The sequence below is a fragment of the Moraxella catarrhalis genome (assembly GCF_001656295.1).
GTDB lineage: Bacteria > Pseudomonadota > Gammaproteobacteria > Pseudomonadales > Moraxellaceae > Moraxella > Moraxella veridica.
In genome coordinates this window covers 1-25,828 of sequence record NZ_LXHE01000017.1, presented here as the reverse complement: position 1 = coordinate 25,828, position 25,828 = coordinate 1, and the positions used below count along the sequence as shown (strand labels likewise).

The window sequence follows — 25,828 nt, the reverse complement described above, 5'->3', positions numbered from 1 at the left end:
AGTGTTTACTTTACTAAAAAAGCCTCGCTGAATGTGGCGAGGCTTTGTCTTTATTGGTCTTACCAATTAATAAGCAAAAAAATGACTTCATCAGCACATCTCCGGCACACTGTGTATCTACTACCGTTGCTACCTTCCGGTCCTGGCGGGGTTCATAGTACATAGTTGCGAAGCTACCGATGAAGCCAAGTCAGTATTATAATTAATCTCTTGCTAATTTGCAAGTAAAATTTGATCATTTGCAGCGGCTATTGGGCTGATCAGGAATAAATGTATCTTGGGTCGTTGCCAAGCCTTGAGCCAAAACTGACATCTGTAAAACTCGCGCTTCTGCTAACTCAAAAGATGCAGGATTTAAATTCTCAAGCTTAGCAACGATAGATGCCACAATCGGCATATGGCAGACCACCGCAACACATTTACCCGTCAAATCTTCGCCTAACTTGGTGCGCACTGCATACTCAAGATCATCGATGGCAATCACAGGATCATCGTCAGGCGTAATGCTGCTTAAACTAAGAAAGCTTGGATTTTGACCTAAGGCAAGCGCCTGTGATAATAAAATCTTGGCAGTCTGATCGGCACGATTGTAGGGACTGGCGATGATAAGATCAAGCTTGTAATGCTCGGTAAGATAATCAGCTGTCTGCTGTGCTTGCAGACGCCCAAAGTCGGTGAGATCACGCCCCGCATCATCTTCACAATATGGTGCCGCTTTTCCATGTCGTACAAAAATAACTTTCATAATTAATCCTTGATACCGTTGATATACCAACACTAAGGCATATCACTGGATTGAATTTCATCTTTGGGCTTAGCATTAGCACTGGTCTTTAGCACCTCACTAAACTCATGGCTCAAGCGTACATTGCTTTCATCATGTGGCAAAACAAATTCCACATCACTTCTAAAACCTGTCTCCATCAAATTGAGTGCCACACCAAGCGCAGATTTATCCTCATATAATACCGCGTGCAGAGCATGAGTGATGGGCATATAAATACCCAGCTCTTTGGCGCGAGAGTGCACCTGAAGAATGGTATTGACACCTTCGGCAGTCTGACCCAGTTTTTTGATGGCATGATTAAGACTGACACCCTGACCAAGCATATAACCAATGCGATAGTTTCGGCTGAGCACCGAGCTACACGTGGCATATAAATCCCCCACGCCAGACAGACCTAAAAAAGTCAAAGGATCAGCACCCACCGCCACACCAAAACGACTCATTTCGGCTAATGCACGAGTGAGTAGCATGGCTTTAGTATTCTCACCCACATCATACGCTGCCGCCATACCCATGGCAATGGCATAGATATTTTTTAGCGCCCCGCCAAGCTCCACTCCCTTAATATCACTGCTGGCAAAAACACGAAAAAATGCACTATGTAAAGCGGTTTGAACGGCTTTTCTAAGCGGTTCTGATTCTGAAGCAATGACTGTCGCAGTAGGCATATTATCCATAATTTCTACCGCTAAGTTTGGTCCGCTCATGACGCCAAAATTCACCTCAGGCAATACCTCTTGGATGATATCGCTCATCATCGCAAACGTCTCTTTTTCCATGCCTTTGGTCAATGAAACTACCGCTTGGTGGGTTATAAATGGCTTAATATTGGTCAGCATCTCGCGAAACGCTGAACTAGGCACAGCAACAAAAATCACGTCCACGCCTGCCACTGCTGATTGAAGATCATGGCTGAATTTCAAACGCTCATCAAGCTTATGATTTGGCAGGTATTTTTTATTGATTCGAGTTTTGTGCAGAGACTTGACAGTGCGCTTATCTCGTACCCACAATGTCGCATCACAACCATTTTTGGCTGCCAAATTTGCCATGGCAGTCCCAAAACTGCCACCACCCAAAAAGGCAAAGCTCATCTGATTAATATCCGACGCTGCCTGCTCTGCCGCTTGCATCGATTCAGCAAGCTGAGCTGATTTTTTCTTTTTTAGACCGGCAAGCTCAGCGATGCTTGAAATCAGTGGTTTGTTCGGCAAGCCTGATTCTTTGATAGCGCTGACCGCATCATCAATACCAGTGCTGGCAGCATCGACAATTTTTTGTACTTTTTGGTTTTTGACATTCGGTTTGCGCAGCTTCATACGGCATGCATCCTTTCAATGGTCATAAATAATCAGTTATTGGCGATATTCAACATAGTCAGACAAATCCACACTCTCACGATCTGGCATCTGAACGCTGCTTGAACCAGTATAAATCAAGCCACAAATGGTATTTTCTTTTGTCATACCAAAATAATCTTTGACTTTAGGCGTATTACACAAAGGACCTGTGCGCCAGACACTTCGATAGCCCAAAGACTCAAGCGTGAGTAGCATATTTTGGGCAGCCGCCCCTGCGCTCAACAACTGCTCAAATGGTGGCACTTTTTCGTGATACTGATATTGCGTTGCGATAACAATAATCATGGGTGCTCTAAGTGGCATATTCAGCATTTTTTTGATGGCAACTTCATCCAAAACCTCACCGCGTGATGCCGCTTCATGCTCCGCTGCTGATAGCAGTACTTGACCAAATTCGGCCAGCGCCTCACCTGTCAATACCCAAAATCGCCATGGCTTAAGCTGCTTATGATCTGGTGCGACCATCGCAGCCTCCAATACCGCTTTTAGTTCAGCTTCATTAGGCATGGGCAAGGATAAGTTACCGATACTACGGCGCTGGTGAATGATAGTCAAAATCTCATTTGTCATTATTTTATCCTTAATTTTTATTAAAAATCAATATCACCCTATTAATCCAAGCGATGCTCTTCTGCCAAGTATTCTTCTGACTGCATCTCCAATAAGCGTGAACGCGTCCGCTCAATTTCGAACGCCAATTTCTCGCCCTGATAAAGCTCCAAAATAGACTGCTCAGCTCGTATCAAGAGTTTTACCCTGCGATCATAAAATTCATCCACCAAATAAATAAAGCGGCGCGTCGGATCCATGAGAGTATCGTTCAGCGCAGGCACATTATCCACCATGACGGTATCAAAATCATTGGCAATCTCAATAAAATCCGCTGCCGAACGCGGCTGCATACACAGCGCTCGAAAATCAGCCAGTAGCATGGTTTCTGTACGCTTAATAATATCAATATTACGACCGCCAATCTCAATGGGCGATGTGCTGATGGTCTGACCCCCTGCCAAAGTATCAAATCGCTCCGACAGCCAATCTTTTGTGTCATCAGTCAAAGGTGAGCTGTATAGTTTGGCCTGCTTTAAAAGCCTGAGACGATAATCAATACCAGCATCAATATTCATGACCGTCGTATGTTTTTCAACTTGAGCGATCGCAGGTAGGAATCGATCACGATGAATCCCATTTTTGTATAGCCCTGATGGTTCAATGTTAGAAGTTGCCACCAATGTAATGCCACGATCAAACAACATGCTAAATAAATCGCCCAAAATCATTGCATCTGATACATTTGACACAAAAAATTCATCAAAGCAAATAACTACAGCTTCTTGATGAATGATATCGGCAACTTTTTTAAGGGGGTCAGCCTGCCCTTGAAGTGCCACCAATTCGCGCTGAACACGCTGCATAAAGTGGTGAAAATGCATTCGCATCTTACGCTTGATTGGCAGACTTTCATAAAACATGTCCATCATCCAAGTCTTACCACGCCCCACTCCGCCCCACATATACAGACCTTTTGGCATGACTGGCTTGGATTTAAATAGGCTTGAAAACCACCCACCGCCTGCATTATCTTCTGCTTTGATAATTTCGTGATACAAATTATCCATATAAGTCACTGCCGCCAGTTGAACGGCATCTTCACTAAAATCGCCAGTAGCCAAAGCAGCCTGATAACGCTCTAGTGGCGTTTGATTTGACATAATAAATCCTTGTTATATTTTTCATTTAAATTTTGGTGTGTTCTTGTAAAATCTGCCCAAGCTCAACCAGTTTACCATGAAAAAAATGACCTGTTGAAAGCACGGTAGTGGCAATGTCTCTTTGTTTGGCAAACTGTGCCAAATGCTTAGGGCTGACCAGTTCATCTTGATCGCCATAAATCATAAAAGTATGGTCAGCTTGCCAGCGTAAAGACGCCATGCCAACACGCATCACTGAAGGTGCAATGAGCGCTAAATTATGCAAATTCACATCGGCAAATTCTTCATTATCCGTCATCAGACTTGCTAAGCGTGCGGCAGTATATCCACCAAAACTAAAGCCCCCTAACCAAAGCTTACGGGCTTTGGTTTTATCCAAAGCATAACGCAGTACCGTCAGCGCATCTTCAAGCTCGCCATCGCCGGTACCCGTGACTCCAGTTGACTGACCCACACCACGAAAGTTAAACCGTAGCACATCCATACTAGCATCACGACAAAATCGATACATGGTGCTAACCACTTTATTATTCATCGTGCCACCTTGGGCAGGATTGGGATGGCAAAGAATCGCCAAGCCATCTTTGGCCTGCCGCTCCCCCGACTGCCAAATGGCATCCACCTCTAGCACACCTGCAGGTGCATCAATCAGTAAAATCTCTTGTTTCATCGTTAAAATCAGTTTGGTAAATGAATCGCATTATAACATAATTTACGATTGTGCAAAACTTAGTATGATATACAAAAATCCCACAGTGGCACAAAATACCTGACTTGAAATGCCGTGATTTCTTGTTATACTGATTAAATAAATTGATCTATCATTGGGCATTGGGAATTTATGATGAAAAAATTACTAGCAGTTGCCATCTTGGGCGGATTATTATCAGCTTGCACCAGCACATCTACGACCGCACCTGTCATCACACGCACTGATGGCGTTCACGAAACAACAGGTTTGGGTGCAACCAAAACCAAGGCACGAGAGTCTGCCTTGGCAGCTGCCAAAAAGCAATGCGGTATCCGATCGCCCATCGTGGTATCTGATAAGATGACTTATAATGGTATTCTTGATGAGCATACAGGTCGTATGATTGAGCAAGGTGTGAGTGTTGCAGGTGCTATTTTTGGTCAATCAGCACCAAAACTGAGCCGTGATGATGATTTTGAATATACCGTAAAATTTCGCTGCCAATAATTAAAATAATTAATCAATAAAAACGCTTATTTGGTTCTATTAGTGGGGCAAATGATGGCAATTTATTGAAGATACTATGGCAGGTTATTTAAAGCATGTATCAATACTTATATTAATACTCAAAAATTTTGTATAAAAAACAGCCATCATATGACGGCTGTTTCATAAGTGCTTGGACGCCTGAGCGATTAGCGAGTGCGTGGATAAACTTCGTCATCACCAAAGAAGTAAGCGATTTCTCGTTCGGCAGATGCCACAGAGTCAGAACCGTGAGCTGCATTTTCATCAATGCTGACAGCAAAATCTGCACGAATAGTACCTTGTGCAGCTTCTTGTGGATTGGTTGCACCCAAGATTTCACGGTGGGCTAAAACAGCGTTTTCACCTTCAAGCACTGACACAACGACAGGACCTGATGTCATAAAAGACACCAAATCACCAAAGAAGCCACGCTCTTTATGCTCAGCATAAAAACCTTCCGCATCAGCTTGGGATAGATGCTTATATTTCATGGCAACTGGCTTAAGCCCTGCTTTTTCAAAACGAGCGATGATATCACCGATATGGTTTTTGCCAACAGCGTCTGGCTTGATGATAGATAAAGTGCGTTCGATAGCCATAGTTTTTCCTTATGCTAGGTTAAGTGACAGTAAAATCATGATTGATTATAACAATTTTTCTAGCAACTTGCATCTTTTTAAATCAGTTTTTAGTGAAATTTTTACCGCTGGTTTATAGACTTATCAAATCATTCTAAACAAGTTATCTGCACGGTTTTAGCTTGCAAATTCGTCTTTTTTGATACCTTAATTTGATAAATTTTGGTATAATGACAAAATTTCACACAACATACGAGAATTTATTATGGGTTTTAATTGTGGTATTGTCGGCTTACCAAATGTTGGTAAATCTACCTTATTTAATGCACTCACCAAAGCAGGTATCGCTGCTGAGAATTTTCCGTTTTGTACCAAAGACCCAAATACTGGCATTGTCCCTGTCCCAGACCCACGCTTAAAAGCACTGGCGGCTATTGTCAATCCTGAACGCACCATTCCAACCAGTATGGAGTTTGTCGATATTGCAGGTCTTGTGGCAGGTGCTTCTAAAGGCGAGGGTATGGGCAACCAATTTTTAGCCAATATCCGTGAAACTGACGCCATCGCCCATGTGGTACGCTGTTTTGATGATGACAATGTTATCCATGTTGATGGGCGGGTCAATCCGTTATCTGATATTGAAACCATCAATACAGAGCTTGCTTTGGCGGATTTGGAGGCGGTCACTCGTGCCATTACAAACTTAAATAAAAAAGCCAAAGGCGGTGATAAAGACGCTCAAGCCGCCCTTGCGGTCTTCCAAAAAATTGAACCTTTACTTGCTGATGGCAAGCCTGCACGGTTGGCGGGCTTAGATGCCGATGAAAAAAAGCTGATTAAAAGCTATGGTCTTATCACCTTAAAACCCGTCATGTATATTGCCAATGTGGCAGAAGATGGATTTGACAATAATCCACATTTAGATGCGGTGCGTGAATTTGCTAACAATGAAGACGCCATCGTGGTTGCCTTATGTAATCAAATTGAGGCTGAAATCGCCCAGCTTGATGAAGAAGAAAAAGCAGAGTTTTTGGAGGGCATGGGCATGAGTGAAGCAGGTCTTGACCGTGTCATTCGTGCAGGCTATGAACTGTTAAACCTACAAACCTACTTTACTGCAGGGGTCAAAGAGGTGCGTGCTTGGACAGTGCCTGTCGGAGCGACCGCTCCAGAAGCTGCTGGTGTGATTCATACCGACTTTGAGCGTGGCTTTATCCGTGCTGAAGTTATCGGCTATGATGATTTTATTGAATACGGTGGTGAAAAAGGTGCCGCTGCCGCTGGTAAGTCTCGCTTAGAAGGCAAAATCTATATTGTTCAAGATGGCGATGTGATGCATTTTAGATTTAATGTATAATCAATCAATATGTCAAATTTTGTCAGCCAAGTTATGCTTGGCTGATTTTATTGATGTGTGGTATTAAATCCATCATTATCTCATAAAAAATTTTGGCTTGATTTGAAATTGTTGGTTGGTTTTGTTATATTATCACGGTCAATATTTTTAATGATGTTAATGTTATCTCAAAGGATGATTATGAACCAAAAATTACTTTTAGCCTCTGTCGTGGCTGCGCTAACTTTGACCGCATGTAGCAAACCTGCCGATGAGTCTAGTCAAGCAAATCCCCCAGCCGAGCAAGTTGCCAATCCTGCTACCTCAGATGATGCAGCAGAGCATGCAACTATGCAAGAAGAGCATGATCACGCACACGAGCATCATGATGACCATGCAGGTCATATGCATGTCCACGCTGATGGTGATGCGTATCAATGTGGCGATCAGACAGTTCATATTGTCGTTCATAATCATGAAGGTGAAATTGAGGCTCACCTAAATCATGATGGCATTGAGTATGATTTTAATCAAGATCCCAGCAATAAAAATCAATACACCAGCAATCATGGATTTGCTGATAACCAAAAAACCATACTCACCATTGATGGCAACAAGGCTGTCGTAACTGGTGACACCAATCAAGTTCTGCTTGACTGCGTCAAAGCCAGCTGATTAGTATCTTAATACTGATTTTAAATCACTCATTTTAGCAATGAGTGATTTTTATTTGTCTGTTAAAGTCATCGCTGTCATGCACATAAGAGCACTGATGCTATAAAATTTTGGCAAGCTTTTTTGAATGACTTGCAACTGGCGAGGTTTTTATCCATAATATACAGTTATTCACTCAACCTTTAAGTTTATCACTGGACGGACTATGGGCATCGAAAAAACAACCAACCGTGAACAAAAAAAGCGTCAAACTCGCCAAGCATTTTTTAATGCCGTGCTTGATCTGTGTATGAGCGGTCAAGGCTATAGCTCAATCAGCTTGCGTCAAGTGACGCGTGAGGTTGGTGTCGTACCGACAGCCTTTTATCGCCATTTTGATGACATGGAGAGCCTTGGTAAAGCCTTGGTTGAAGATGAGCTTGGAAGCGCGCTTGCTTTACTTCGTGAGCATATGCAGCTTGGACGCAAGCGAAGCTTTGACCGCCAGATCGCCAAAAGTGTACAGCTATTTTTTAAAGCGGTTAATGCTCAGCCGCGTTATTGGCAATTTATCGCCAGTGAACGGTTTGGTGGGTCAGAAGCGGTTCGCCGTGCCATCAATGAACAAATCAATACCTTCGCCAAAATTATGAGCGCTGATTTGGCATTACAGCCTGCTTTTGAGCATATCAACAGCTATGACCGTTATTTATTGGCAGAAACGGGTGTAAATTTGTCTTTTTCATGGATTATTGAGTGGCTGGATTTGACGCATATGCCAATTTTTTTGGACGAAGAAGAACGATTATCATCTTGTGAGCTGGACACCAAAAAACAGCAAATGCTACACCGCTGCACACGCCAAATGCAAATGGTGCTGTATGGTGCTTATAACTGGAAATCCAGCGAAGAAACTTTATTGGATGAACCTGCCAATACCTAATCTGCCATATCTGGGCGATCATCTCGCCCTTTTTTTAATACTAATATTAAGCACTATCATGACCCAAAACATTCTCAATACGCCAAATAAACCAAAATCTATTCTCAATAACAGCCAGACCAAGTCTCAAATCAACCCAAAAGAAGATACATTAGGCACTATCTTGCCCAAACAAGCTGCCACTTTGACCACTAAAAGCGTGCAAAAAACACCCAAATCTCAGGTTGTCGCCGTTAAGCCAAATGACATTGTGCCATCTAAGTCAATCTATCAAGATGCCAATCAAGTGCTTCGTGTCGTTTCTATTAATGTCAATGGCTTGCGTGCGGCTGAAAAAAAAGGATTCTTTGAGTGGCTAGCTATCAGTGATGCCGATGTGGTCTGCATCCAAGAATCACGCATCACTCACGAACAGTGGACGGATAAATTTCGCCCCAAGGGCTGGCACACGCATCTATTTGCTGCCCAAAAAGCAGGCTATGCTGGCACAGCCATTTATAGCCGCCTACCTTTTGTGTCGGTGGTAGATGGCTTGGGCTTTGATCTTGCCGACAGTCAGGGGCGATTTATCTGTGCACAGTTTGATTTGTCCGCCCAAGGCATCGACCATCCAGTGTACATTGCTTCTTTATACCTACCTTCTGGCTCATCGGGCGAAGAAGCTCAAGCCAGAAAAGATCTTTTTTTAGAAAAATACCGCCACATTCTCAAACAGTGGCGAGATGAGAATAAATCACTTATTGTCTGTGGTGATTATAATATTGTGCATAAACGCATTGACATCAAAAACTGGTCGGGTAATCAAAAAGCATCAGGCTGCCTGCCACATGAGCGAGCTTGGCTTGATCACATCTATGACGAACTTGGCTATGTTGATACATTCAGAGTGGTTCGCAAGGATGCCGATATTTATTCTTGGTGGTCAAATCGTGGTCAAGCCCGTGCCAAAAATGTGGGGTGGCGTATCGATTATCACGCCTGCTCACCTGATTGGAAAAAACGCACTTTGAACGCTTGGGTCTATAAAGATTCTTGGTTTAGCGACCATGCACCTGTGATCATTGATTATCAATTATCATCACATGACGAAAACATAAAATAAATCATAGATTTATTTATAAATAATTCTTATTTTAATTTAAAATCTAGCTATTAGATAATTTTTTAGGTAAAATACCGCATTTTTATTTGTCTAGTAGATTTCATGAGTTTTTAACATTGTCTCTTTAAGCGTTCACCGCACAACTGCTTGTATATCGCTCACAGGTTTTGACACTTGTTAAAAAGCATCATCACAAATCTATCTTTCCAAAAGTCGCCTGAACATCTCTCGGCAGGCGACTTTTTTGGCTCAATTTTATGCAAACAAGGAGTGGGCATGCTTACTTTTTTGGCGATGTTGCCAATCATGATTGTTTTTTTGCTCTTGGTGGTGATGCGTCTGCCAGCCAAATATGCCATGAGTTTGGCGTACCTTGCAACGGCTGCTTTGTCATATTTTGTTTGGCAAACCAGCGGTAACCAAGTTGCCGCTGCAACTATCCATGGCGTACTGACTGCGGTGAATGTTTTATTCATCGTTTTTTCTGCCATTTTGATTTTAAATACCTTAAAATACAGTGGTGCAATTAATGCCATTCGTCAAGGCTTTATGGATATCTCTGCAGACCGCCGAGTTCAAATGATTATCGTAGCATGGCTATTTGGCTGTTTAATCGAAGGTTCAACAGGCTGGGGTACGCCTTCGGCAGTGGCAGCACCACTCCTACTTGCGTTGGGGTTTCCTGCGATGGCGTGTGTGATGGCGGTTTTAATCATTCAGTCCACACCTGTATCTTATGGTGCTGTTGGTACGCCACTTTTGATTGGTGTCAATTCAGGTCTTGAAAATAAAGACGACCTTACTCAAGCACTGGCAAGTATTGGTATGGATTTACCTGCCTATATTTTCAACATCTCAGGTAATGTGGGCATGATTCATGGTATGGTCGGATTTTTAATTCCGTTGATATTGTGTGGATTTTTGACACTATTTTTTGGTCAAAAACGCTCATTTACCGAAGGTCTAAAAGCGGCACCCTTTGCGATTTTTGCAGGCTTGGCGTTTACCATTCCTTATGCCTTGACCGCTAAGTTTATCGGCCCTGAGCTACCATCTATTGTGGGAGCGGTCGTTGGTTTATCCTTGGTTATTCCTGCTGCCAAGCGTGGATTTTTAACCCCAAAACAAACCTTTGACTTTGGTCCACGAGAAGGCTGGGAGAAAGAATGGGTCAGCGAATTTACCATCACCAATTCAACCAGTAATGTCGCCCCAAAATTTTCGGTCATGCGTGCGTTTTCACCCTATCTACTCATCATTACCATTTTAATCATCACACGGACGATTGCACCATTAAAGGCATGGCTCACCAGTGATGCGGTTTCTATCGTTTTTGCCAACATTTTGGGCACAAATATCACCAATAAAACCCAGTTGCTTTATTCTCCTGGTGGCGTGCTTTTATTGGTGTCAATTTTGTGTATTTTTATTTTTGGCATGAAAGGCAATATGGTCAAAAAAAGCTGGTCAGAGTCAGGCAAAACCATGCTTGCTGCCGCACCTGCGTTACTATTTTCGGTGCCGATGGTGCAGGTATTTATCAATTCAGGCACATCGCCAGATGCTGCTGTACAGATTCTTGCCATGCCAAAAGTATTGGCTACCTCAGCAGCACAAGCATTTGAGGGCATGTGGCCTTTGGTTTCACCTTGGATTGGCAGTCTTGGCGCGTTTATTGCTGGATCTAACACAGTTTCTAACATGATGTTTTCGCATTTTCAATGGGGGACAGCAACCCAAATCGGCTTAGGTGTTATGGATGCCGCTAAAGTTGTTTCCTTGCAAGCGGTGGGCGGTGCAGCGGGCAACATGATATCGGTTCATAATGTTGTTGCGGCATGTGCTGTTGTTGGTTTGGTCAATCGTGAAGGTTATGTCATTCGTAAAACCTTAATTGCCATGTCCTATTATGTGATTCAAGCAGGTTTAATTGGTATGGCGATTATATTTAACCCAACTTATTGGGTAGGTGCTGTCATTTGGCCAATATTATTCTTATTTATCATGAGCAAGGTGGGTAATAAAGCCTAGCATGCCCCTAAAGACAGCATTTCAACACTCATTAAACCAACCCAATCTTAAGGTTGGGTTGGTTATGCCATTTAAGCCAAAAATAAGCATTTGGTTTTAGTTTTTACTTGCCGATTTAAGATAAAACCAAGTAAAATACCCATTGATGGCTAAAATTATCCAAAAACATGATATCAACGATTAAATACTCAAAAAATTAAGTGAGAAATTACCATGGCTGATTTAAGTAAAATTACCGAAATTGAAGATCTGCGTCGTATTGCTGAGCGTAAAGTACCACGAATGTTCTATGATTATGTGGATTCAGGTTCGTGGACACAAACCACTTACCGTAATAATGAAACGGACTTTGATCGCATTAAGTTGCGTCAGCGTGTCCTTGTTGATATGGATAATCGATCGCTTGCCACACAAATGATTGGTCAAGATGTCAGTATGCCTGTGGCGATTGCACCGACTGGATTTACTGGCATGATGTGGGCAGATGGAGAGATTCACGCAGCGCGTGCCGCTGAGAAATTTGGTATTCCATTTTCGCTATCAACCATGTCAATTTGTTCAATCGAAGATGTTGCCGAAAATACCACCAAACCATTTTGGTTTCAGCTGTATGTCATGCGTGATAAAGAATTTATGGAAAATTTAATCAAGCGTGCTAAGGCTGCAAATTGTTCAGCACTGATTTTAACGGCAGATTTACAAGTCTTAGGTCAGCGTCATAAAGACATTAAAAATGGACTATCAGCACCCCCAAAACCGACACTAAAAAATATCTTAAACTTAATGACCAAGCCTGAATGGTGCTACAATATGCTTGGTACAAAACGCCATACTTTCAGAAATATCGCAGGTCATGCCAAAAATGTGTCCGATCTGTCTAGCTTATCGGCTTGGACAGCAGAGCAATTTGACCCAGGCCTTAGCTGGGATGATGTGGCGCGCATTAAGGATATGTGGGGCGGTCCTTTAATTTTAAAGGGTATTATGGAACCTGAAGATGCCATTATGGCAGCTCGCTTTGGTGCTGATGCGATGGTAATCTCAAATCATGGCGGTCGTCAGCTTGATGGTGCGCCAAGCTCTATTGCTTCTTTGACTGACTGCGTACAGGCATCCCAAGCCGAAAATTCTAACTGTGAAGTTTGGCTAGACAGCGGTATTCGCTCAGGTCAAGATGTGCTAAAAGCCATCGCCTTGGGGGCGAAAGGTACGATGATTGGGCGTTCATTTTTGTACGGCTTGGGTGCTTATGGTGAAGATGGTGTGCGTCGTGCGCTGGAGATTATCTATAAAGAATGTGATGTCACGATGGCATTTTGTGGTCATACCAATATCAGTACGGTAAATTCTGATATTTTGGTCAAGGGTACTTATGAGCATCTCAAAGCCAACCAGCCACATATTACGCCAATTCGCTGGTAATTTCAATAAAAAGTAAATTTACCAAACTAATAAAACTTACCAAGACATTACCATCAAAAAAGGCTTTGGCTCATAGATTATTAGCCAAAGCCTTTTTATTCTATCATATCATTATGATTAAATTTTTAATCATTTATCGACAAGTATTTTAAAAATTTAAATCACTAATAATCACCGCCATGACTTGTATTAATGGCGGTGATTGTCATTTTGCCATCTCAATTAAAATGCGGTCAAATCCCAAAGTCTCTTGTACATTTTGGGCATAAGCTATCTGCGTATCATCAATACAGCTTAGCAATGATTCAAGTTTTGAAGAGTCAAGCTGAACTTGAGCCAACAACGCTGCCACATCGATATCTTGATGTAAGCTTGGTATCCCCAAGAATACACGCCACAAATCCATTAACATGACTCTTGATAGCGTGATAAATTCAGCCAAAGTTAAGGTTTTTTGCCAGTAACTACTGGCAGCACTGGCGGTACGCTTGGATAATTGTAGAGCGGTGTAGGTTTTTAGCCAAAGTGTACGCTGATCAAACCATTTGGCAGAAGATAAGCCCTTAGCCTGTAAGACCGCCCCATCGCTGATATCCAATAAAAGCTTTGCTAGCTTAGGTGACATAAATTCATTCAGATAATTAATCGCCTCTACTTTATCTATATAAGATAAAGGCATTGTCTGTACACGGCTTTTGATGGTGGGTAAAAGCCTAGAAGGATGGTCGGTAATGAGTATCAAAAATACCCCATCTCGAGGCTCTTCAAGCGTCTTTAAAAATGCGTTGGCAGCACCCAATGTCAGTGTATCTGCCCCATCAAGCACAATGACTTTTACCCCATGCCCTTTGGTTTGACTGTATTCTTGGAGCGAACGAATATCATCAATTTTGATGCTATCGCCTTGCGGCAGCACCAATAAATCAGGATGCGTTCCAGAACGCAACCATTGACAGCTCTGGCAGTGACCACACGCACCATGTTGATTTTTTTGCAAACACAATAAATACGCCACAAATCGCCAAACAAACTCACGCTTACCGATGCCTTTTTGACCTGCAGCAAGTAAGCCATGTGGCAAATGCTGCTCAATAAATTGACCTGTCAGCTGCTCCCAAGCGTGGGTTTGCCAAGGCAGTAACGAGGCAAAATAGGGCAACTGTTCTTGCTCGCTCATGGCGTATCATCCATGTGAATTTCGTGGTAGTGTTTTAGCATGATACCGTCAAATTCAAATGCCATTATCCACGGAAATTTATGCTTATTGGCATTAAAATCCTGATAACCAAAATCCGCCTGATAATACTTAATGATGGTAGATAATGCTGTACCGTGCGTGCCGATGACAATCGTCTGATTGGGATAATTTATCAAAATTTCATGCAACATAGCAATGTTTCGTTGCTGGACACGGTGCAAACTTTCGCCATTTTTTAGATGAAATCCAAAATCTTGCCACTGCTTTTGGCTAAATTCATCAAAATCATCCACCCAAGTGCCAATCCGCCTTTCACACAGCTCCTCTTTTAGATGAATGTTTTTTTTGCGACTGTTGGCAAGCGGATAAATCGTATCCACCGCCCGTTTGTAAGAGCTTGAAAAAAACACATCAATATCAATGCCCCCAAATACATCAAGCAACCGCTCGCTTTGGGCAATGCCTTTTGGGGTCAATTCTCGGCTAAACTCATCACGATTGGCATAATTGGGTTCGGCATGGCGAATAAAATAAACTGTGGTCATCGCCACTCCTAAAACTTCAAAAACTCATCAATCGGCATGGCATTTAGTCTGTCCAAATCCTCCTGTGTGTCCACCCCAGCTGGCAGGGCAACTTGTGCGATATCAATGGTGATACGCTCACCATTTTCAAGTACCCGAAGCTGCTCTAAACTTTCTAATTTTTCAAGCACCCCTTGAGCCCAGTTTGTGAACTGCTTAAGCATACGCACACGATACGCATACAAGCCTAAGTGACGAAATGCATGATTAGGCATATCCAACAAGCCATCACGGTCATGCGGAATGGGCGCACGGCTAAAATACAAGGCGCATTTTGCCTGATTCATCACCACTTTGACCACAGAGGGGCGAAAAAATTCCTCTTGGTTGTAGATTGGCTCACATAAAGTCGCCATTGCACAATCTGGATTATCAATCAACAACTGCGTCACTTGCTCAAGTAGCACCGTTGGTACCAAAGGCTCATCACCTTGCATATTGACAATAATATCATCATCACCAAAGCCTAAGTCCGATGCCACTTGAGCCAATCTATCCGTTCCAGATGGATGAGCGCTGTCGGTCATCACCACAGGTATGCCTGCATCAGCGCAAGTTTGATAAATCCGCTCATTATCGGTAGCCACACAGATGGTATCTGCAAAGCTTGCTTTTAAGGCTTTTTTTGCTGTCCACAGAATCATCGGCTGATCATGCAATGGCAATAAAGGCTTACCTGGTAGGCGAGAAGATTGATAACGAGCTGGAATAATCAGATGAATTTTTTGCATAGCTATCCTTAAAAATTAAATTTAGGTATTTTTGCGCTTATCCCACCATCCAAAGGCATTTCCAAGCAAAGTTCCTGAGATCGAATGCCAAACCACTGCGACTGCTGCAGCGATGGCGGCTTCCGCATTGGCGGGGAAAAATTTGGCGCTAAGCCCTGTGGCAAGACCAGTATTTTGGATGCCTGTTTCGATCGACACTGTCCGCTTTTTTGCGGTGGTCATGCCCGCTGTCGCAGCTGCGTAATATCCCAAAACATACCCTGCGGTATTATGGACAGCCACAGCCAAAAACATCACTAACGCCGATTCCATAAAACGATGCACATTTGCCCCCACCACTCCACCGACAATGCAAGCAAAAGCCAGTACAGCGGCGGCAGGCATCACATCTTTAAGGCTTGAAAACCAGGCCTGTTTATGCAATGAAATATTTGAGATCGATCCTAATATGACAGGAAATAAAGTCACCAAAACCATGACTTTGAACATACCCCAAGCATCCATGTTCACCGTCTCACCCATCAGTAGCATGAGCCAAAGTGGGGTCATCACAGGTGCAAGCAGTGTCGAGGCTGTCGTCATACCCACCGAAAAAGCCACATCACCACGCGCCAAATATGTCATGATATTCGACGATACGCCACCAGGACAAGAGCCCACCAAAACCAAGCCCAGCGTTAAGCCATCCGACAGCCCAAGCCCTCGCCCAATACCGATGGCAAGAAGTGGCATCACGGTGTACTGAATCATAGATCCTATAAAAATATCCAATGGGCGCTGCGCTAGGATCTTATAGTCTTTTTTTCCCAATGTGATGCCCATTCCTAGCATCACGACACCCACCAGCAGCAGCTGAATATCGCCCCTAACCCAAGAAAAAACCTCGGGAGCTATGATAGCGATCAGTGTTGCCAAAATAATAATGATCGTGGTAAAGCGCGTCGCCTGCTGACCAATCACAGAAAAAACTGACATCCAAACCCTTAAAATAGTTACAGCTGATTAATTTAATTGATAATTGGTAATCAAACGATCGATCTGCTCAAAAACCGCACAAGACAATACCACCTCTACAGGCAGCACCCAAATCTGATCAAAAATATCATGAGTCGTTTGTGCAGCCAAATGACGCAATTTTACCGCATCTTTACTGGTGACAATGATGGGATGATTGATCAAATCCACCAAATCCTCAAGTCTAAAATTATGATGGTCTCCAAACGGATGCGGAATAACCAAAAACCCCTGATCTGATAAAGTATCAAAAAACCGCTTAGGATACCCAATACCGCTGACCGCATGAACATATGTACCTGCAGATGGTACAGGGCTTTTATGATTGTCCATCAGTGGCTCAATCCGCCCTGCTGTTAGGCTCATTGCCATCGCTTCATTAGGATATTTGGTCATATCTTTATCATGATAAATGACCAAAGCGTCTTGTAATCGGTCAATGGGTTCTCTTAAAAAACCCTGTGGCAGAAGCTTACCATTACCAAAACCTCTGGCAACATCAACCACAATCCACTCTTCATCACGATGCAGTGCATAATGCTGCAGCCCGTCATCACTGATGATAAGTGTCGTCTCAGGAAAATTTTGTAGTAATAAATCAATGGCTTGACCACGATTTGGTGCAACTGCCATGGGTAGAAATAATCCATCAGAATGCAGGCTTTGGGCAATTAAGCAAGGTTCATCACCCACTTCATTGGGTGTACTTGTTGGCGTGACCAATTTAGGCATTTGTGTGCTGTCACCGCCATAACCTCGGCTGATGACAGCGACATTGATACCTTGTTTGAGTAAAATTTTAGTCAAAGTAATGATGAATGGCGTTTTACCACTGCCACCAACGGTGATATTACCAATAACAAGAACAGGTACAGCTGCCCGATAAATTGGGCATTTACCTGAGTGATACAAAGATTTTCTGGCATGCGTAACCACACGATATAGCCCCGATAGAGGTGTTAATACCTTTAGCCAAGCTGCATTTTTTTGCCACGCCTGCGTCAACACCAACTCAAGCTTCTTCATGACCATTGCCCTGCTGATTTTAATGTCTGATGATCAATAATCTGATATTTGGCATAGTCTATTTACCAGCTCGCCAAACTCATCGTGGCTATAAAAGAAAATCTCCACACTGCCTTTGCCATCTTTGCCTTGCTTTAGCTTAACCTTAGCACCTAAGGCGTCCGATATCTGCTGAGACAGCGCCAACACCTCATGGTCTGGCTGAACTGTGTGCTTAGGATCAGGATCTAAAATTGATTTGACCAGTCTTTCGGCATCTCGCACAGTCATACCGCCATCAACGATTTTCTTGGCGATGACTGGCTGCTGCTCTTGAGATAGCGATAAAAGTGCGCGTGCGTGCCCCATGTCCATCACGCCATCTAGCATATATTGTTTGACTTGATCATGCAGATGATTCAGTCGCATTAAATTGGAAACCGTCGTGCGCGCCTTACCGACTACAGATGCGATCATGGCATGACTCATGCCAAATTCGGTATGAAATCGCTGCAGCGCTGCCGCTTGCTCCAAGACATTTAGATCTTCACGCTGAATATTTTCAATCAATGCCAAGGCAATGGCGATCTCATCGGATAAGACACGCTCAATGGCAGGAATGGTCTCAAGCCCTGCCAGTTTCGCCGCTCGCCACCGACGCTCGCCAGCGATGATCTCGTGCGTTACCGTATCACTGGACTTTCCCTCATCTGACAAAAGCGGACGAATCACGATCGGCTGCATCACGCCATGCTGTTTGATAGAAAGCGACAACTCATTGAGCGCCGCTTCGTTCATGTCACGCCGCGGCTGATATTTGCCTGATTGTAGACGATTGGTAGCAATTTGCACAAGGGCAACTTTCTCACCCGTGCCAGCCTCTAAAGCTGGGTTATCATCGATGGTTTTTTTGCTTTTTTTGGATTTTTTATCGCTTTTTGGGGTCTTTTTTGGCGCTTCTTCCAAAGAGTTGGAAGTATCGACTTCTGATATCGACTGATCCACGCCTTGATCAGACTTATTTTCGGTTTGCTCACTGGCGGCACTCGCCGCCAAAGACTGGGCGCCTGCGATGATTTTTTTCTCTGCTGAGATGTTGCCAAGCAGCGCATCTAGCCCACGATTCATACCCAATCCACGCTTTTTAATCATGAAAATTTCCAGTCTGTATTAGTGATTATTCAGTTAAAATTCATCTTTGGCGCATCCGCCAAATCAGAGTATCGCGGCTCAGCCAAACCAAACTGCCAAAACAAAGCGATCTGTTTTTGTTGATATTCAGGCAGGTTATCCAAAACACTCACCGCCTTAGCATCATCGCTGCCAGTGGGCTCGTCGGTACCTTGTAGTATTGGATCAGTTTGCCCAGAAGCCTCTAGCAACACAGACTCATCAACCAGCCCAAGCTTATCATCCGCGCCTTGATGATGGCTATCAAGTTGATCGGCGCTATCATCTTGTAAGGTAATTTCATGAGCATCATGAGTGGCTGACTCAGATACTTTTGAGACATCAGCATCATGAGCGGTATCAGGCTCAGCGGTAACTGATGCCACCTGCGACTGATCGGCAGAGTTGTCTGCATCAGCCATCACCAGTTTGGCATCATCAATCACATCAACAACTTGGCGACCGACTTTTGTGCCGCTCAAGAGCGCATCCAACCCGTATTTAACCCCAAGTCCGCGTTTTCTTGCCATGGCTATGTATCCGTTTTATTTGGCTTTGGTCTGTGCAACCACTTCATTCATGAGTTTATGATAAGCGATCGCGCCCTTGGATGATTTTTCATAAGTAAAAATCGACTGCCCAAAACTCGGCGCTTCTGCCAAACGCACATTTCTTGGAATACTGGTTTGATAAACCAAATCACCAAAATGACGTTCAAGCTCGCCAGAAACGTCTTGCGCCAATGTGTTGCGATAATCAAACAAAGTGCGCACCACGCCGCGAATGTGTAAAGCATCGTTGATGGATTTAAGCTTATCAATCGTCGCGATCAAGTCCGCCACACCTTCAAGCGCATAATACTCGCACTGCATCGGGATGATGACGCCATCAGTCGCCGCAAAGGCATTGACCGTAATCATGCTAAGACTTGGGGCGCAGTCCATCACGATATAATCATACTCAAGCTTGCCTGCCGCCTTGGCATCTGCCATAGCTTGCTTGAGCAAAAAAGGCGCATCAGGAACACCAGCCAATGACACATCAATCCCTGCCAAATCTCGGTTGGCACCAATGACATCCAAGCCAATATCTGTAGATAAGATGGCATCTTGTAGAGACACGCCATCAAGTAGCACATCCGCCATCGTGTATTCTAAGGTATTTTTATCCAAGCCGACACTGGTGGTGGCATTCCCTTGGGAATCCAAATCTATCAGCAGCACCTTTTTTTTGGCAATCATCGCCAACGCCGCCGCCAAATTGACTGTGGTTGTGGTCTTGCCAACACCCCCTTTTTGATTGGCAATTGCAATAACTTCCATAATAAAACCTTCAAAATATATAATAAAAATGATTAAAAATTACTGTTTTGTGAGATAAACCACGCACCTGTCGTCATTTAATTTGGGTACTAAGATGGGCTCAATGTCTATATGCCAAGCCTGTAAATCTGCCATCTCTTCGGCGGTCGGGACTTTGCCTTTCATCGCGTATAAGACACCCGACTCAGCCAAGCACGGCTCGGCAAGGCTGACAAAATCAGCAAGTGACGCAAATGCGCGTGAAGTAATCACATCGTACGCATTCGCCTTCTGGGCATGATGGTGCTCAATTCTAGAAGCAATTGGTGTGATATTTTTTAAGCCAATTTCACTGGTGATTTGGCGTATAAAGCGGATTTTCTTTTGATTGCTGTCAAGGGCATCAATGTGCCAATCAGGCTTTAAAATCGCTAAGATCACCGACGGCAGACCCGCGCCTGTGCCAATATCAAGCAACGATTGGTTTGACTGCGTCTTAAAAGGCAATTTTGGGACGATCGCCATACAGTCAAAAATATGCTTCACCAAAGCCTCATCAGGATCTGTGATGGCGGTGAGATTGTACGCTTTACCCCACAATAAAAGACCGTCTAAATACCGTAAAATCTGCACAATCTGCTCGTCAGTGATGGTCAATCCAAGCGATTGAGCGGCTGCCTCAATGGCGGCTGCAAAGCTTTGAGATTTGTGGGAGATTTTAGAAAATTTGGGGGTCATATCATCGTTCTTAATAAATTTAACACATCAACAAACAACACAAGACTGCCAAACACGGCAGCATAAAATAAAAGTTTGCGCACAGCAAAGCCTATTTTATCATGCTTTAATCTGCTAAAATACCCTTTTTAACCAACCCACTGCGTTTTTTGAGCATTTCATCACATTTTACCGTTTTGCACAAAGGATAGGCAGGCTGAGCTGATTTCGATTTTATGAAAGATAACGCATATCACATTTTAAAAAACACCCACCGATTACAAGCCTGCGACTTAAAGCGTTATACCGATCCCAAAAAGCTGCCCAAATCTAGCCGCGCGCGCCTGCCTAAGCCTGATTTGGCATTTGGTCAAAGCCGTGCGATCAAGGCCTTAAACACAGCGCTTGATATCCGCGCCAATGGCTATCATGTGTTCGCAGTGGGCGAAAATGGGCTGGGCAAGCGCACCTTGGTTACGCGCCTTTTGACTGAGCGTGCCAAGCAGATGCCCACGCCCAATGACTGGGTGTATGTCCATCACTTCGCAGATGCGCGCCGTCCGATCGCGATTGATTTTCCTGCAGGAATGGCAAGCGTATTTCAGCAAAAAGTGCATAAGCTTTGGCAGGACGCCAAGAAAAAACTTGCCGCCAAATTGCTTGGTGACACCCACCAAAGCCACATCGAAGTCATCAAATCCGCCACCGTGACACTGCAACATGAACGCTTTAGCAGTATCAATGATGACGCCAAAAATCATAATCTGATGCTAAAGACAGCTGCTGATGGGCGCGTGCATTTTATGGCGATTGATGACCAAAAACCGATCGACACCCAAGCGCTCAGCAAACTTCAAAAACAGCTTTCAGAAGCACAGCTTGAGCTTGGTGAGCTTGAAGATAGCACGCATGATCAGCTAGAAGAGCTACACCAAAGCACCGCCCAAAAAGTGCTTGAGCCGATGTTTAAGCCCATTTTGGCAAGCTTTAATCATCAGCCAAAAGCCGTGCGCCATCTAAATGCCATGCTAGATGATATGGTCAAGAATGTCGCGCGGATCATCAATGAAGATGATGAAAATTTTGTGGCGGCAGCGTTATCTGATGTGCCTAGCCGATATGCGGTCAATGTCTTGGTCAGTCATAAGCCTTCAGCTGGCGCACCAATTGTGTTTGAAGATTTGCCAACGCATCTTAATTTACTTGGGCATATTGAGTACACCACAGAGCTTGGCACCGTCTTGACTGATGTGAGTATGATCCGAGCTGGCGCTCTGCATAAAGCTAACGGCGGCTATCTTTTATTAGAAGCCCAAAGTCTGCTTGAACATCCTTATGCATGGCAGGGGTTAAAGCGTGCTTTGCAATCAAAACAAATCAAAATCTCAAGCCTGGAGCAGATGCTCACCTTGACAGGCAGCTTATCGCTTGAGCCTGACAGCGTGGCGCTGGATGTTAAGGTGATTTTGTTGGGCGAAGCTGATTTGTATTATGAACTTTTGGAGTTTGAACCTGAATTTAATTCGGTATTTAAAGTTCGCGCTGATTTTCATGACGACATCAAGCGCGACGACCTAAGCGAACACGGCATGGTGCTAAAGATGGTAGATATGATTAAAGCGTATCAACTGCCAGCCTTTGATAATACAGCGTTTGCGGTGATAATTGATAAATTATCAGAGCTTAGCGACGACAAAAATAAGCTGGATTTGCACGCTGACCGATTGGCAGGCTTGATCGTGGAATCTGCGCGCATTGCCACCCTTCAAAATGACAAAACCGTCACCGCCAAACATGTGCAAACCGCGCTTGATGACATCACCGAACGCACAAGCTATCTAAAAGATCTGTATTGGCAAGAAATTCTAAACGGTCAACAAATCATCTGCACCAAAGGCTGGGCGGTTGGACAAATCAACGCGCTTACCGTCATCAGCTATGCCGACAGCGAATTTGGTCTGCCTGCGCGCCTGACCGCCTTGATTCAGCCCAACTTTGGTCAAGGTGAGATTTTAGACATTGAACGAGATGTTGAGCTTGGTGGTAGCTTACACGCCAAAGGTATGCTCATTATGTCCAGCTTTCTGCGTGCCTTATTTAGCGAATTTCATGAATTAAATTTCAGTGCGTCTTTGGCATTTGAGCAAAGCTATGGGCAAATTGATGGCGATAGTGCAACGCTTGCCGAAGCGTGTGCCTTGTTATCTGCTTTAGCCAATATTCCCATTGCCCAAAACCTTGCCATCACAGGTTCAATGAATCAATTAGGGCAAGCTCAAGCGGTTGGTGGCGTGAATGCAAAAATCGCTGGATTTTTTGATGCTTGCCGTGATAAAGGACTTGATGGCAATCAAGGGGTCATATTACCACGCGCTAATATCGCCCAACTGATGCTGCGTGATGACATCGTACAGGCTGTTAAAGATGAACAATTTCATATTTATGCCATTGACCATATTACCGACGCCCTTGCCCTTTTGTCAGGCATGCCCATTGATGACAAAAATAAGCATGGCGAGTATAAGCGTAATACATTGTTTGGCAAAATTGTCAAACGCCTTGAAAGCTGGGTACAAGATGATAAAGACGATAAAGACAATCGAACAGCTAAAAACTAAACCAGCATGCCACAAACTGTAAAACTATGACAACCAAACCTAAATTAACTACGAGCAAAACGGCTAACACGCCACCCTCACGCCCCATGAATGTCAACAAGCGTTTGGCATTTTTCCAAAAACTTGCTAAGCACATCAAAGAACCTGTCACCGAACTTCACTATTCTTCAGAATTTGAGCTACTGATTGCTGTCATGCTATCAGCTCAAGCAACCGATAAAAGTGTCAATATTGCCACCGATAAATTATTTAAAGTTGCCAATACTCCCAAAGCTATTTTGGATTTGGGATTAGATAACCTAAAAAGTTATATCAGCTCCATTGGATTGTATAACTCTAAAGCTGCCAATGTCATCAAAACTTGCCAAGACCTCATCACTAAACACAATGGTCAAGTACCCCGCACTCGCTCTGAACTGGAAGCTTTAGCGGGCGTGGGTAGAAAGACTGCCAATGTGGTGCTAAATACCGCTTTTGGTGAACCCGTCATGGCGGTAGATACGCATATTTTTCGTGTTAGTAACCGCACAGGATTGGCCACAGGTAAAACCGTCCTTGCTGTTGAAAAAGCCTTGATGATGCGTATCCCTGATGAGTTTTTGGTGGATGCGCATCATTATTTGATATTACATGGGCGTTATACTTGTACAGCTCGTAAGCCAAAATGTGGTGCTTGTGTGGTATTTGATGAATGTATGTTCAAAGACAAAGAGCGATGGGCGTTAAAAGATTTGGATTAACTTGCTTTCTGGCATTTTGAGCTAAATTGATAAAAATACCTATTGCAATCATACTTTGATTTGGTTATCATATATTATGAATGATAACTATTATCATTCATAATATATGATGTTTATTGTTGATACAGTTCATTTTGTTTGCTTATTTCAATTTTGTTTGCTTATTTCATCAATTAGGCAGCTAAGTTGCACAGATTATCACACATCTGATCAATCCTTGGAAAGATTTTATGACACAACCAACTTTCACCGAGCGTCTCAAAGAAGATACTCGCAACATACACGACAGCGTCGATGAGATGGTCATGTCAGTTAGACCTTTTGACAGTGTCGAAAATTATATTAAGTTTTTAAATCTACAATCTGTTTTTCATAAAATTGTTGATCCTATTTACAAAGACCCAGCACTAAACCAATCCATTGAAAACTTAGCGTCAATGGCACGTTATGGTGCCGTTTTAAATGATTTAAAAGACCTAGAACAACAGCCAAATACCTTTGAGACAGAATTACCAGCACCAACGGGTGCCAAAGCCATTGGCTGGCTTTATTGTGCTGAAGGTTCCAATATTGGTGCAGCCTTTTTATTTAAAGATACAAAAGAAAAATTGGGTTTTGATGAGAATTTTGGTGCAAGTCATTTAGATGCCCATCCTGATGGTCGTGGTAAGCATTGGAATGCATTTCGTGAATCTTTAAACCAGCTCAATCTTAGTAAAGATGAGCAAGATACAGCCATTCAAGGGGCAATAGAAGCCTTTGAATTTTATAAAGTGGCACTTAAGCAAATTTTTGGTGAAGCTACACCAAGCGCATGAACAACAGCCCACCGATTGAACTTGGGTAGTGCTTTAAAAAGTATGCTGTAAAAAAACAGGCTGAGAAATTGATAAAATAGTGAAATGCAAATCACACTATACATCAACTGCCCAGCCTGTTTAGGGGACAGTATAAAGAAAAACGGTAAAAAAAGCTATGGTAAGCAGAACTACCAATGCAAAGACTGCAGGCGGCAATTTATTGGCGACCATGCGTTAAGTTATCTTGGATGTCACTCTCAAAAAGAAAGCAAAATACGCCAACTCATGGTACGAGGTAGTGGCATAAAAGACATCGCTTGCGTTGAAAGGATTAGCCAAGGTAAAGTATTAGCTACTTTGGAAAAATGCAACTACCGACTGATACCAAAGCAAAGTCACTATGACCAACTAGAAGTAGACGAGCTATGGATGTTCGTAGGTAAAAAGAGCAACAAACAATGGCTCATCTATGCTTACCACCGTCAAACAGGCGAAATTGTTGCCTATGTATGGGGAAAGCGAGACCTTAAAACGGTTAAACGATTAAGCGCAAAACCTCAAGCCTTGGGTGTAACTTGTGCTGTTATTGCCAGTGATAATTGGGATAGCTTCGTCACTGGCTTTAAAGGCTTTACTCAAAGAATTGGTAAATTTTTCACCGTGGGCATCGAAGGAAATAATTGCCGTATTCGGCATAGGATAAAACGAGCAGTTAGGCGAAGTTGTAACTTTTCCAAAAAACTCGAGAATCACTTTAAAGCCTTTGATTTAGTGTTCTTTTATATTAATAACGGGTATGTCTGAT

26 protein-coding genes and 1 other RNA gene are annotated in these 25,828 nt (G+C 43.3%); 11 read left to right on the top strand and 16 right to left on the bottom strand.

All coding sequences use genetic code 11. The annotated features are described in order from the left end of the window. Positions 1–85 precede the first annotated feature (85 nt). The 6 genes from ffs to AO382_RS07520 all read right to left on the bottom strand — a co-directional run bounded on the left by ffs (position 86) and on the right by AO382_RS07520 (position 4,530). Positions 86–182: signal recognition particle sRNA small type (ffs, locus tag AO382_RS07545), an RNA gene on the bottom strand. 53 nt (positions 183–235) lie between these two features. Next, positions 236–745, bottom strand: coding sequence for a phosphohistidine phosphatase SixA (gene sixA, locus AO382_RS07540; RefSeq protein ID WP_064619703.1), 510 nt, complete (start codon positions 743–745; stop codon positions 236–238). A 32-nt stretch (positions 746–777) separates the two neighbouring features. Next, positions 778–2,106 carry an NAD(P)H-dependent glycerol-3-phosphate dehydrogenase gene (locus tag AO382_RS07535; RefSeq protein ID WP_064619700.1) on the bottom strand — a complete coding sequence of 443 codons (1,329 nt, stop codon included), beginning with the start codon at positions 2,104–2,106 and terminating at the stop codon, positions 778–780. 36 nt (positions 2,107–2,142) lie between these two features. Next, positions 2,143–2,718, bottom strand: a complete 576-nt coding sequence (locus AO382_RS07530) for a nitroreductase (protein WP_064619697.1) — start codon at positions 2,716–2,718, stop codon at positions 2,143–2,145. 41 nt (positions 2,719–2,759) lie between these two features. Continuing rightward, on the bottom strand, positions 2,760–3,860 hold the full coding sequence (gene zapE / locus AO382_RS07525; RefSeq protein ID WP_064619694.1) for a cell division protein ZapE: 1,101 nt from the start codon (positions 3,858–3,860) through the stop codon (positions 2,760–2,762). Positions 3,861–3,885: 25 nt separating this feature from the next. Then, the gene (locus AO382_RS07520; protein ID WP_064619691.1) at positions 3,886–4,530 is read right to left on the bottom strand and encodes an alpha/beta hydrolase; all 645 of its coding nucleotides are present in this window, start codon (positions 4,528–4,530) and stop codon (positions 3,886–3,888) included. A 174-nt stretch (positions 4,531–4,704) separates the two neighbouring features. Here AO382_RS07520 and AO382_RS07515 point away from each other — a divergent pair, with 174 nt between their 5' ends. Further along, positions 4,705–5,058 (top strand): hypothetical protein, encoded by a 354-nt coding sequence (locus AO382_RS07515; RefSeq protein ID WP_064619688.1) that lies wholly within the window; start codon positions 4,705–4,707, stop codon positions 5,056–5,058. 188 nt (positions 5,059–5,246) lie between these two features. Here AO382_RS07515 and ndk read toward each other — a convergent pair whose 3' ends face one another. Next, positions 5,247–5,678, bottom strand: coding sequence for a nucleoside-diphosphate kinase (gene ndk, locus AO382_RS07510; RefSeq protein ID WP_003658352.1), 432 nt, complete (start codon positions 5,676–5,678; stop codon positions 5,247–5,249). Positions 5,679–5,922: 244 nt separating this feature from the next. On the opposite strand from ndk, the gene ychF reads away from it, so the two are divergent. The 6 genes from ychF to AO382_RS07480 all read left to right on the top strand — a co-directional run bounded on the left by ychF (position 5,923) and on the right by AO382_RS07480 (position 13,145). Continuing rightward, on the top strand, positions 5,923–7,014 hold the full coding sequence (ychF, locus tag AO382_RS07505; protein WP_064619685.1) for a redox-regulated ATPase YchF: 1,092 nt from the start codon (positions 5,923–5,925) through the stop codon (positions 7,012–7,014). 180 nt (positions 7,015–7,194) lie between these two features. Further along, positions 7,195–7,668: a hypothetical protein gene (locus tag AO382_RS07500; RefSeq protein WP_064619682.1), complete on the top strand. Its 474-nt coding sequence runs from the start codon at positions 7,195–7,197 to the stop codon at positions 7,666–7,668. Positions 7,669–7,873: 205 nt separating this feature from the next. Next, on the top strand, positions 7,874–8,590 hold the full coding sequence (locus AO382_RS07495) for a TetR family transcriptional regulator (RefSeq protein ID WP_064619678.1): 717 nt from the start codon (positions 7,874–7,876) through the stop codon (positions 8,588–8,590). A gap of 247 nt (positions 8,591–8,837) precedes the next feature. Beyond that, positions 8,838–9,692: an exodeoxyribonuclease III gene (locus AO382_RS07490; protein ID WP_064619990.1), complete on the top strand. Its 855-nt coding sequence runs from the start codon at positions 8,838–8,840 to the stop codon at positions 9,690–9,692. A gap of 276 nt (positions 9,693–9,968) precedes the next feature. Further along, on the top strand, positions 9,969–11,723 hold the full coding sequence (locus AO382_RS07485; protein ID WP_064619675.1) for an L-lactate permease: 1,755 nt from the start codon (positions 9,969–9,971) through the stop codon (positions 11,721–11,723). 213 nt (positions 11,724–11,936) lie between these two features. Then, on the top strand, positions 11,937–13,145 hold the full coding sequence (locus AO382_RS07480) for an alpha-hydroxy acid oxidase (RefSeq protein WP_003658363.1): 1,209 nt from the start codon (positions 11,937–11,939) through the stop codon (positions 13,143–13,145). A gap of 205 nt (positions 13,146–13,350) precedes the next feature. Here the strand turns inward: AO382_RS07480 and AO382_RS07475 are convergent, their stop codons facing one another. Genes AO382_RS07475 through rsmG form a run of 9 tightly spaced genes read right to left on the bottom strand, consistent with a single transcriptional unit; the run spans position 13,351 to position 20,886 of the window. Continuing rightward, positions 13,351–14,322, bottom strand: a complete 972-nt coding sequence (locus AO382_RS07475; protein ID WP_064619672.1) for a DNA polymerase III subunit — start codon at positions 14,320–14,322, stop codon at positions 13,351–13,353. Continuing rightward, positions 14,319–14,888 carry a histidine phosphatase family protein gene (locus AO382_RS07470; protein ID WP_064619670.1) on the bottom strand — a complete coding sequence of 190 codons (570 nt, stop codon included), beginning with the start codon at positions 14,886–14,888 and terminating at the stop codon, positions 14,319–14,321. Before AO382_RS07470 ends, AO382_RS07475 begins: the two co-directional genes overlap by 4 nt. 8 nt (positions 14,889–14,896) lie before the next feature. Continuing rightward, a complete protein-coding gene (gene kdsB, locus AO382_RS07465) occupies positions 14,897–15,658 on the bottom strand; it encodes a 3-deoxy-manno-octulosonate cytidylyltransferase (RefSeq protein WP_064619668.1) in 762 nt (253 codons plus the stop codon). Positions 15,659–15,679: 21 nt separating this feature from the next. After that, positions 15,680–16,633 carry a bile acid:sodium symporter family protein gene (locus AO382_RS07460; protein ID WP_064619665.1) on the bottom strand — a complete coding sequence of 318 codons (954 nt, stop codon included), beginning with the start codon at positions 16,631–16,633 and terminating at the stop codon, positions 15,680–15,682. Positions 16,634–16,660: 27 nt separating this feature from the next. After that, entirely contained in the window at positions 16,661–17,698 is a 1,038-nt protein-coding gene (gene lpxK, locus AO382_RS07455; RefSeq protein WP_064619662.1) for a tetraacyldisaccharide 4'-kinase, read from the bottom strand. Between the two features lie 33 nt (positions 17,699–17,731). Beyond that, entirely contained in the window at positions 17,732–18,829 is a 1,098-nt protein-coding gene (locus tag AO382_RS07450) for a ParB/RepB/Spo0J family partition protein (RefSeq protein WP_064619659.1), read from the bottom strand. Positions 18,830–18,858: 29 nt separating this feature from the next. Next, positions 18,859–19,377, bottom strand: coding sequence for a hypothetical protein (locus AO382_RS11080; protein ID WP_227513657.1), 519 nt, complete (start codon positions 19,375–19,377; stop codon positions 18,859–18,861). A 15-nt stretch (positions 19,378–19,392) separates the two neighbouring features. Beyond that, positions 19,393–20,169, bottom strand: a complete 777-nt coding sequence (locus tag AO382_RS07440) for a ParA family protein (protein ID WP_064619656.1) — start codon at positions 20,167–20,169, stop codon at positions 19,393–19,395. 39 nt (positions 20,170–20,208) lie between these two features. Next, entirely contained in the window at positions 20,209–20,886 is a 678-nt protein-coding gene (gene rsmG, locus AO382_RS07435; protein ID WP_064619653.1) for a 16S rRNA (guanine(527)-N(7))-methyltransferase RsmG, read from the bottom strand. A 215-nt stretch (positions 20,887–21,101) separates the two neighbouring features. On the opposite strand from rsmG, the gene AO382_RS07430 reads away from it, so the two are divergent. The 4 genes from AO382_RS07430 (at position 21,102) to AO382_RS07415 (ending at position 25,827) form a co-directional block, all read left to right on the top strand. After that, entirely contained in the window at positions 21,102–23,483 is a 2,382-nt protein-coding gene (locus tag AO382_RS07430) for an ATP-binding protein (protein WP_064619650.1), read from the top strand. Positions 23,484–23,569: 86 nt separating this feature from the next. Further along, positions 23,570–24,223: an endonuclease III gene (nth, locus tag AO382_RS07425; RefSeq protein ID WP_064619647.1), complete on the top strand. Its 654-nt coding sequence runs from the start codon at positions 23,570–23,572 to the stop codon at positions 24,221–24,223. A gap of 230 nt (positions 24,224–24,453) precedes the next feature. Next, entirely contained in the window at positions 24,454–25,041 is a 588-nt protein-coding gene (locus AO382_RS07420) for a biliverdin-producing heme oxygenase (RefSeq protein WP_064619644.1), read from the top strand. 84 nt (positions 25,042–25,125) lie between these two features. Next, positions 25,126–25,827: an IS1 family transposase gene (locus AO382_RS07415; RefSeq protein WP_064618156.1), complete on the top strand. Its 702-nt coding sequence runs from the start codon at positions 25,126–25,128 to the stop codon at positions 25,825–25,827. The last annotated feature ends 1 nt before the right edge of the window (position 25,828 follow it).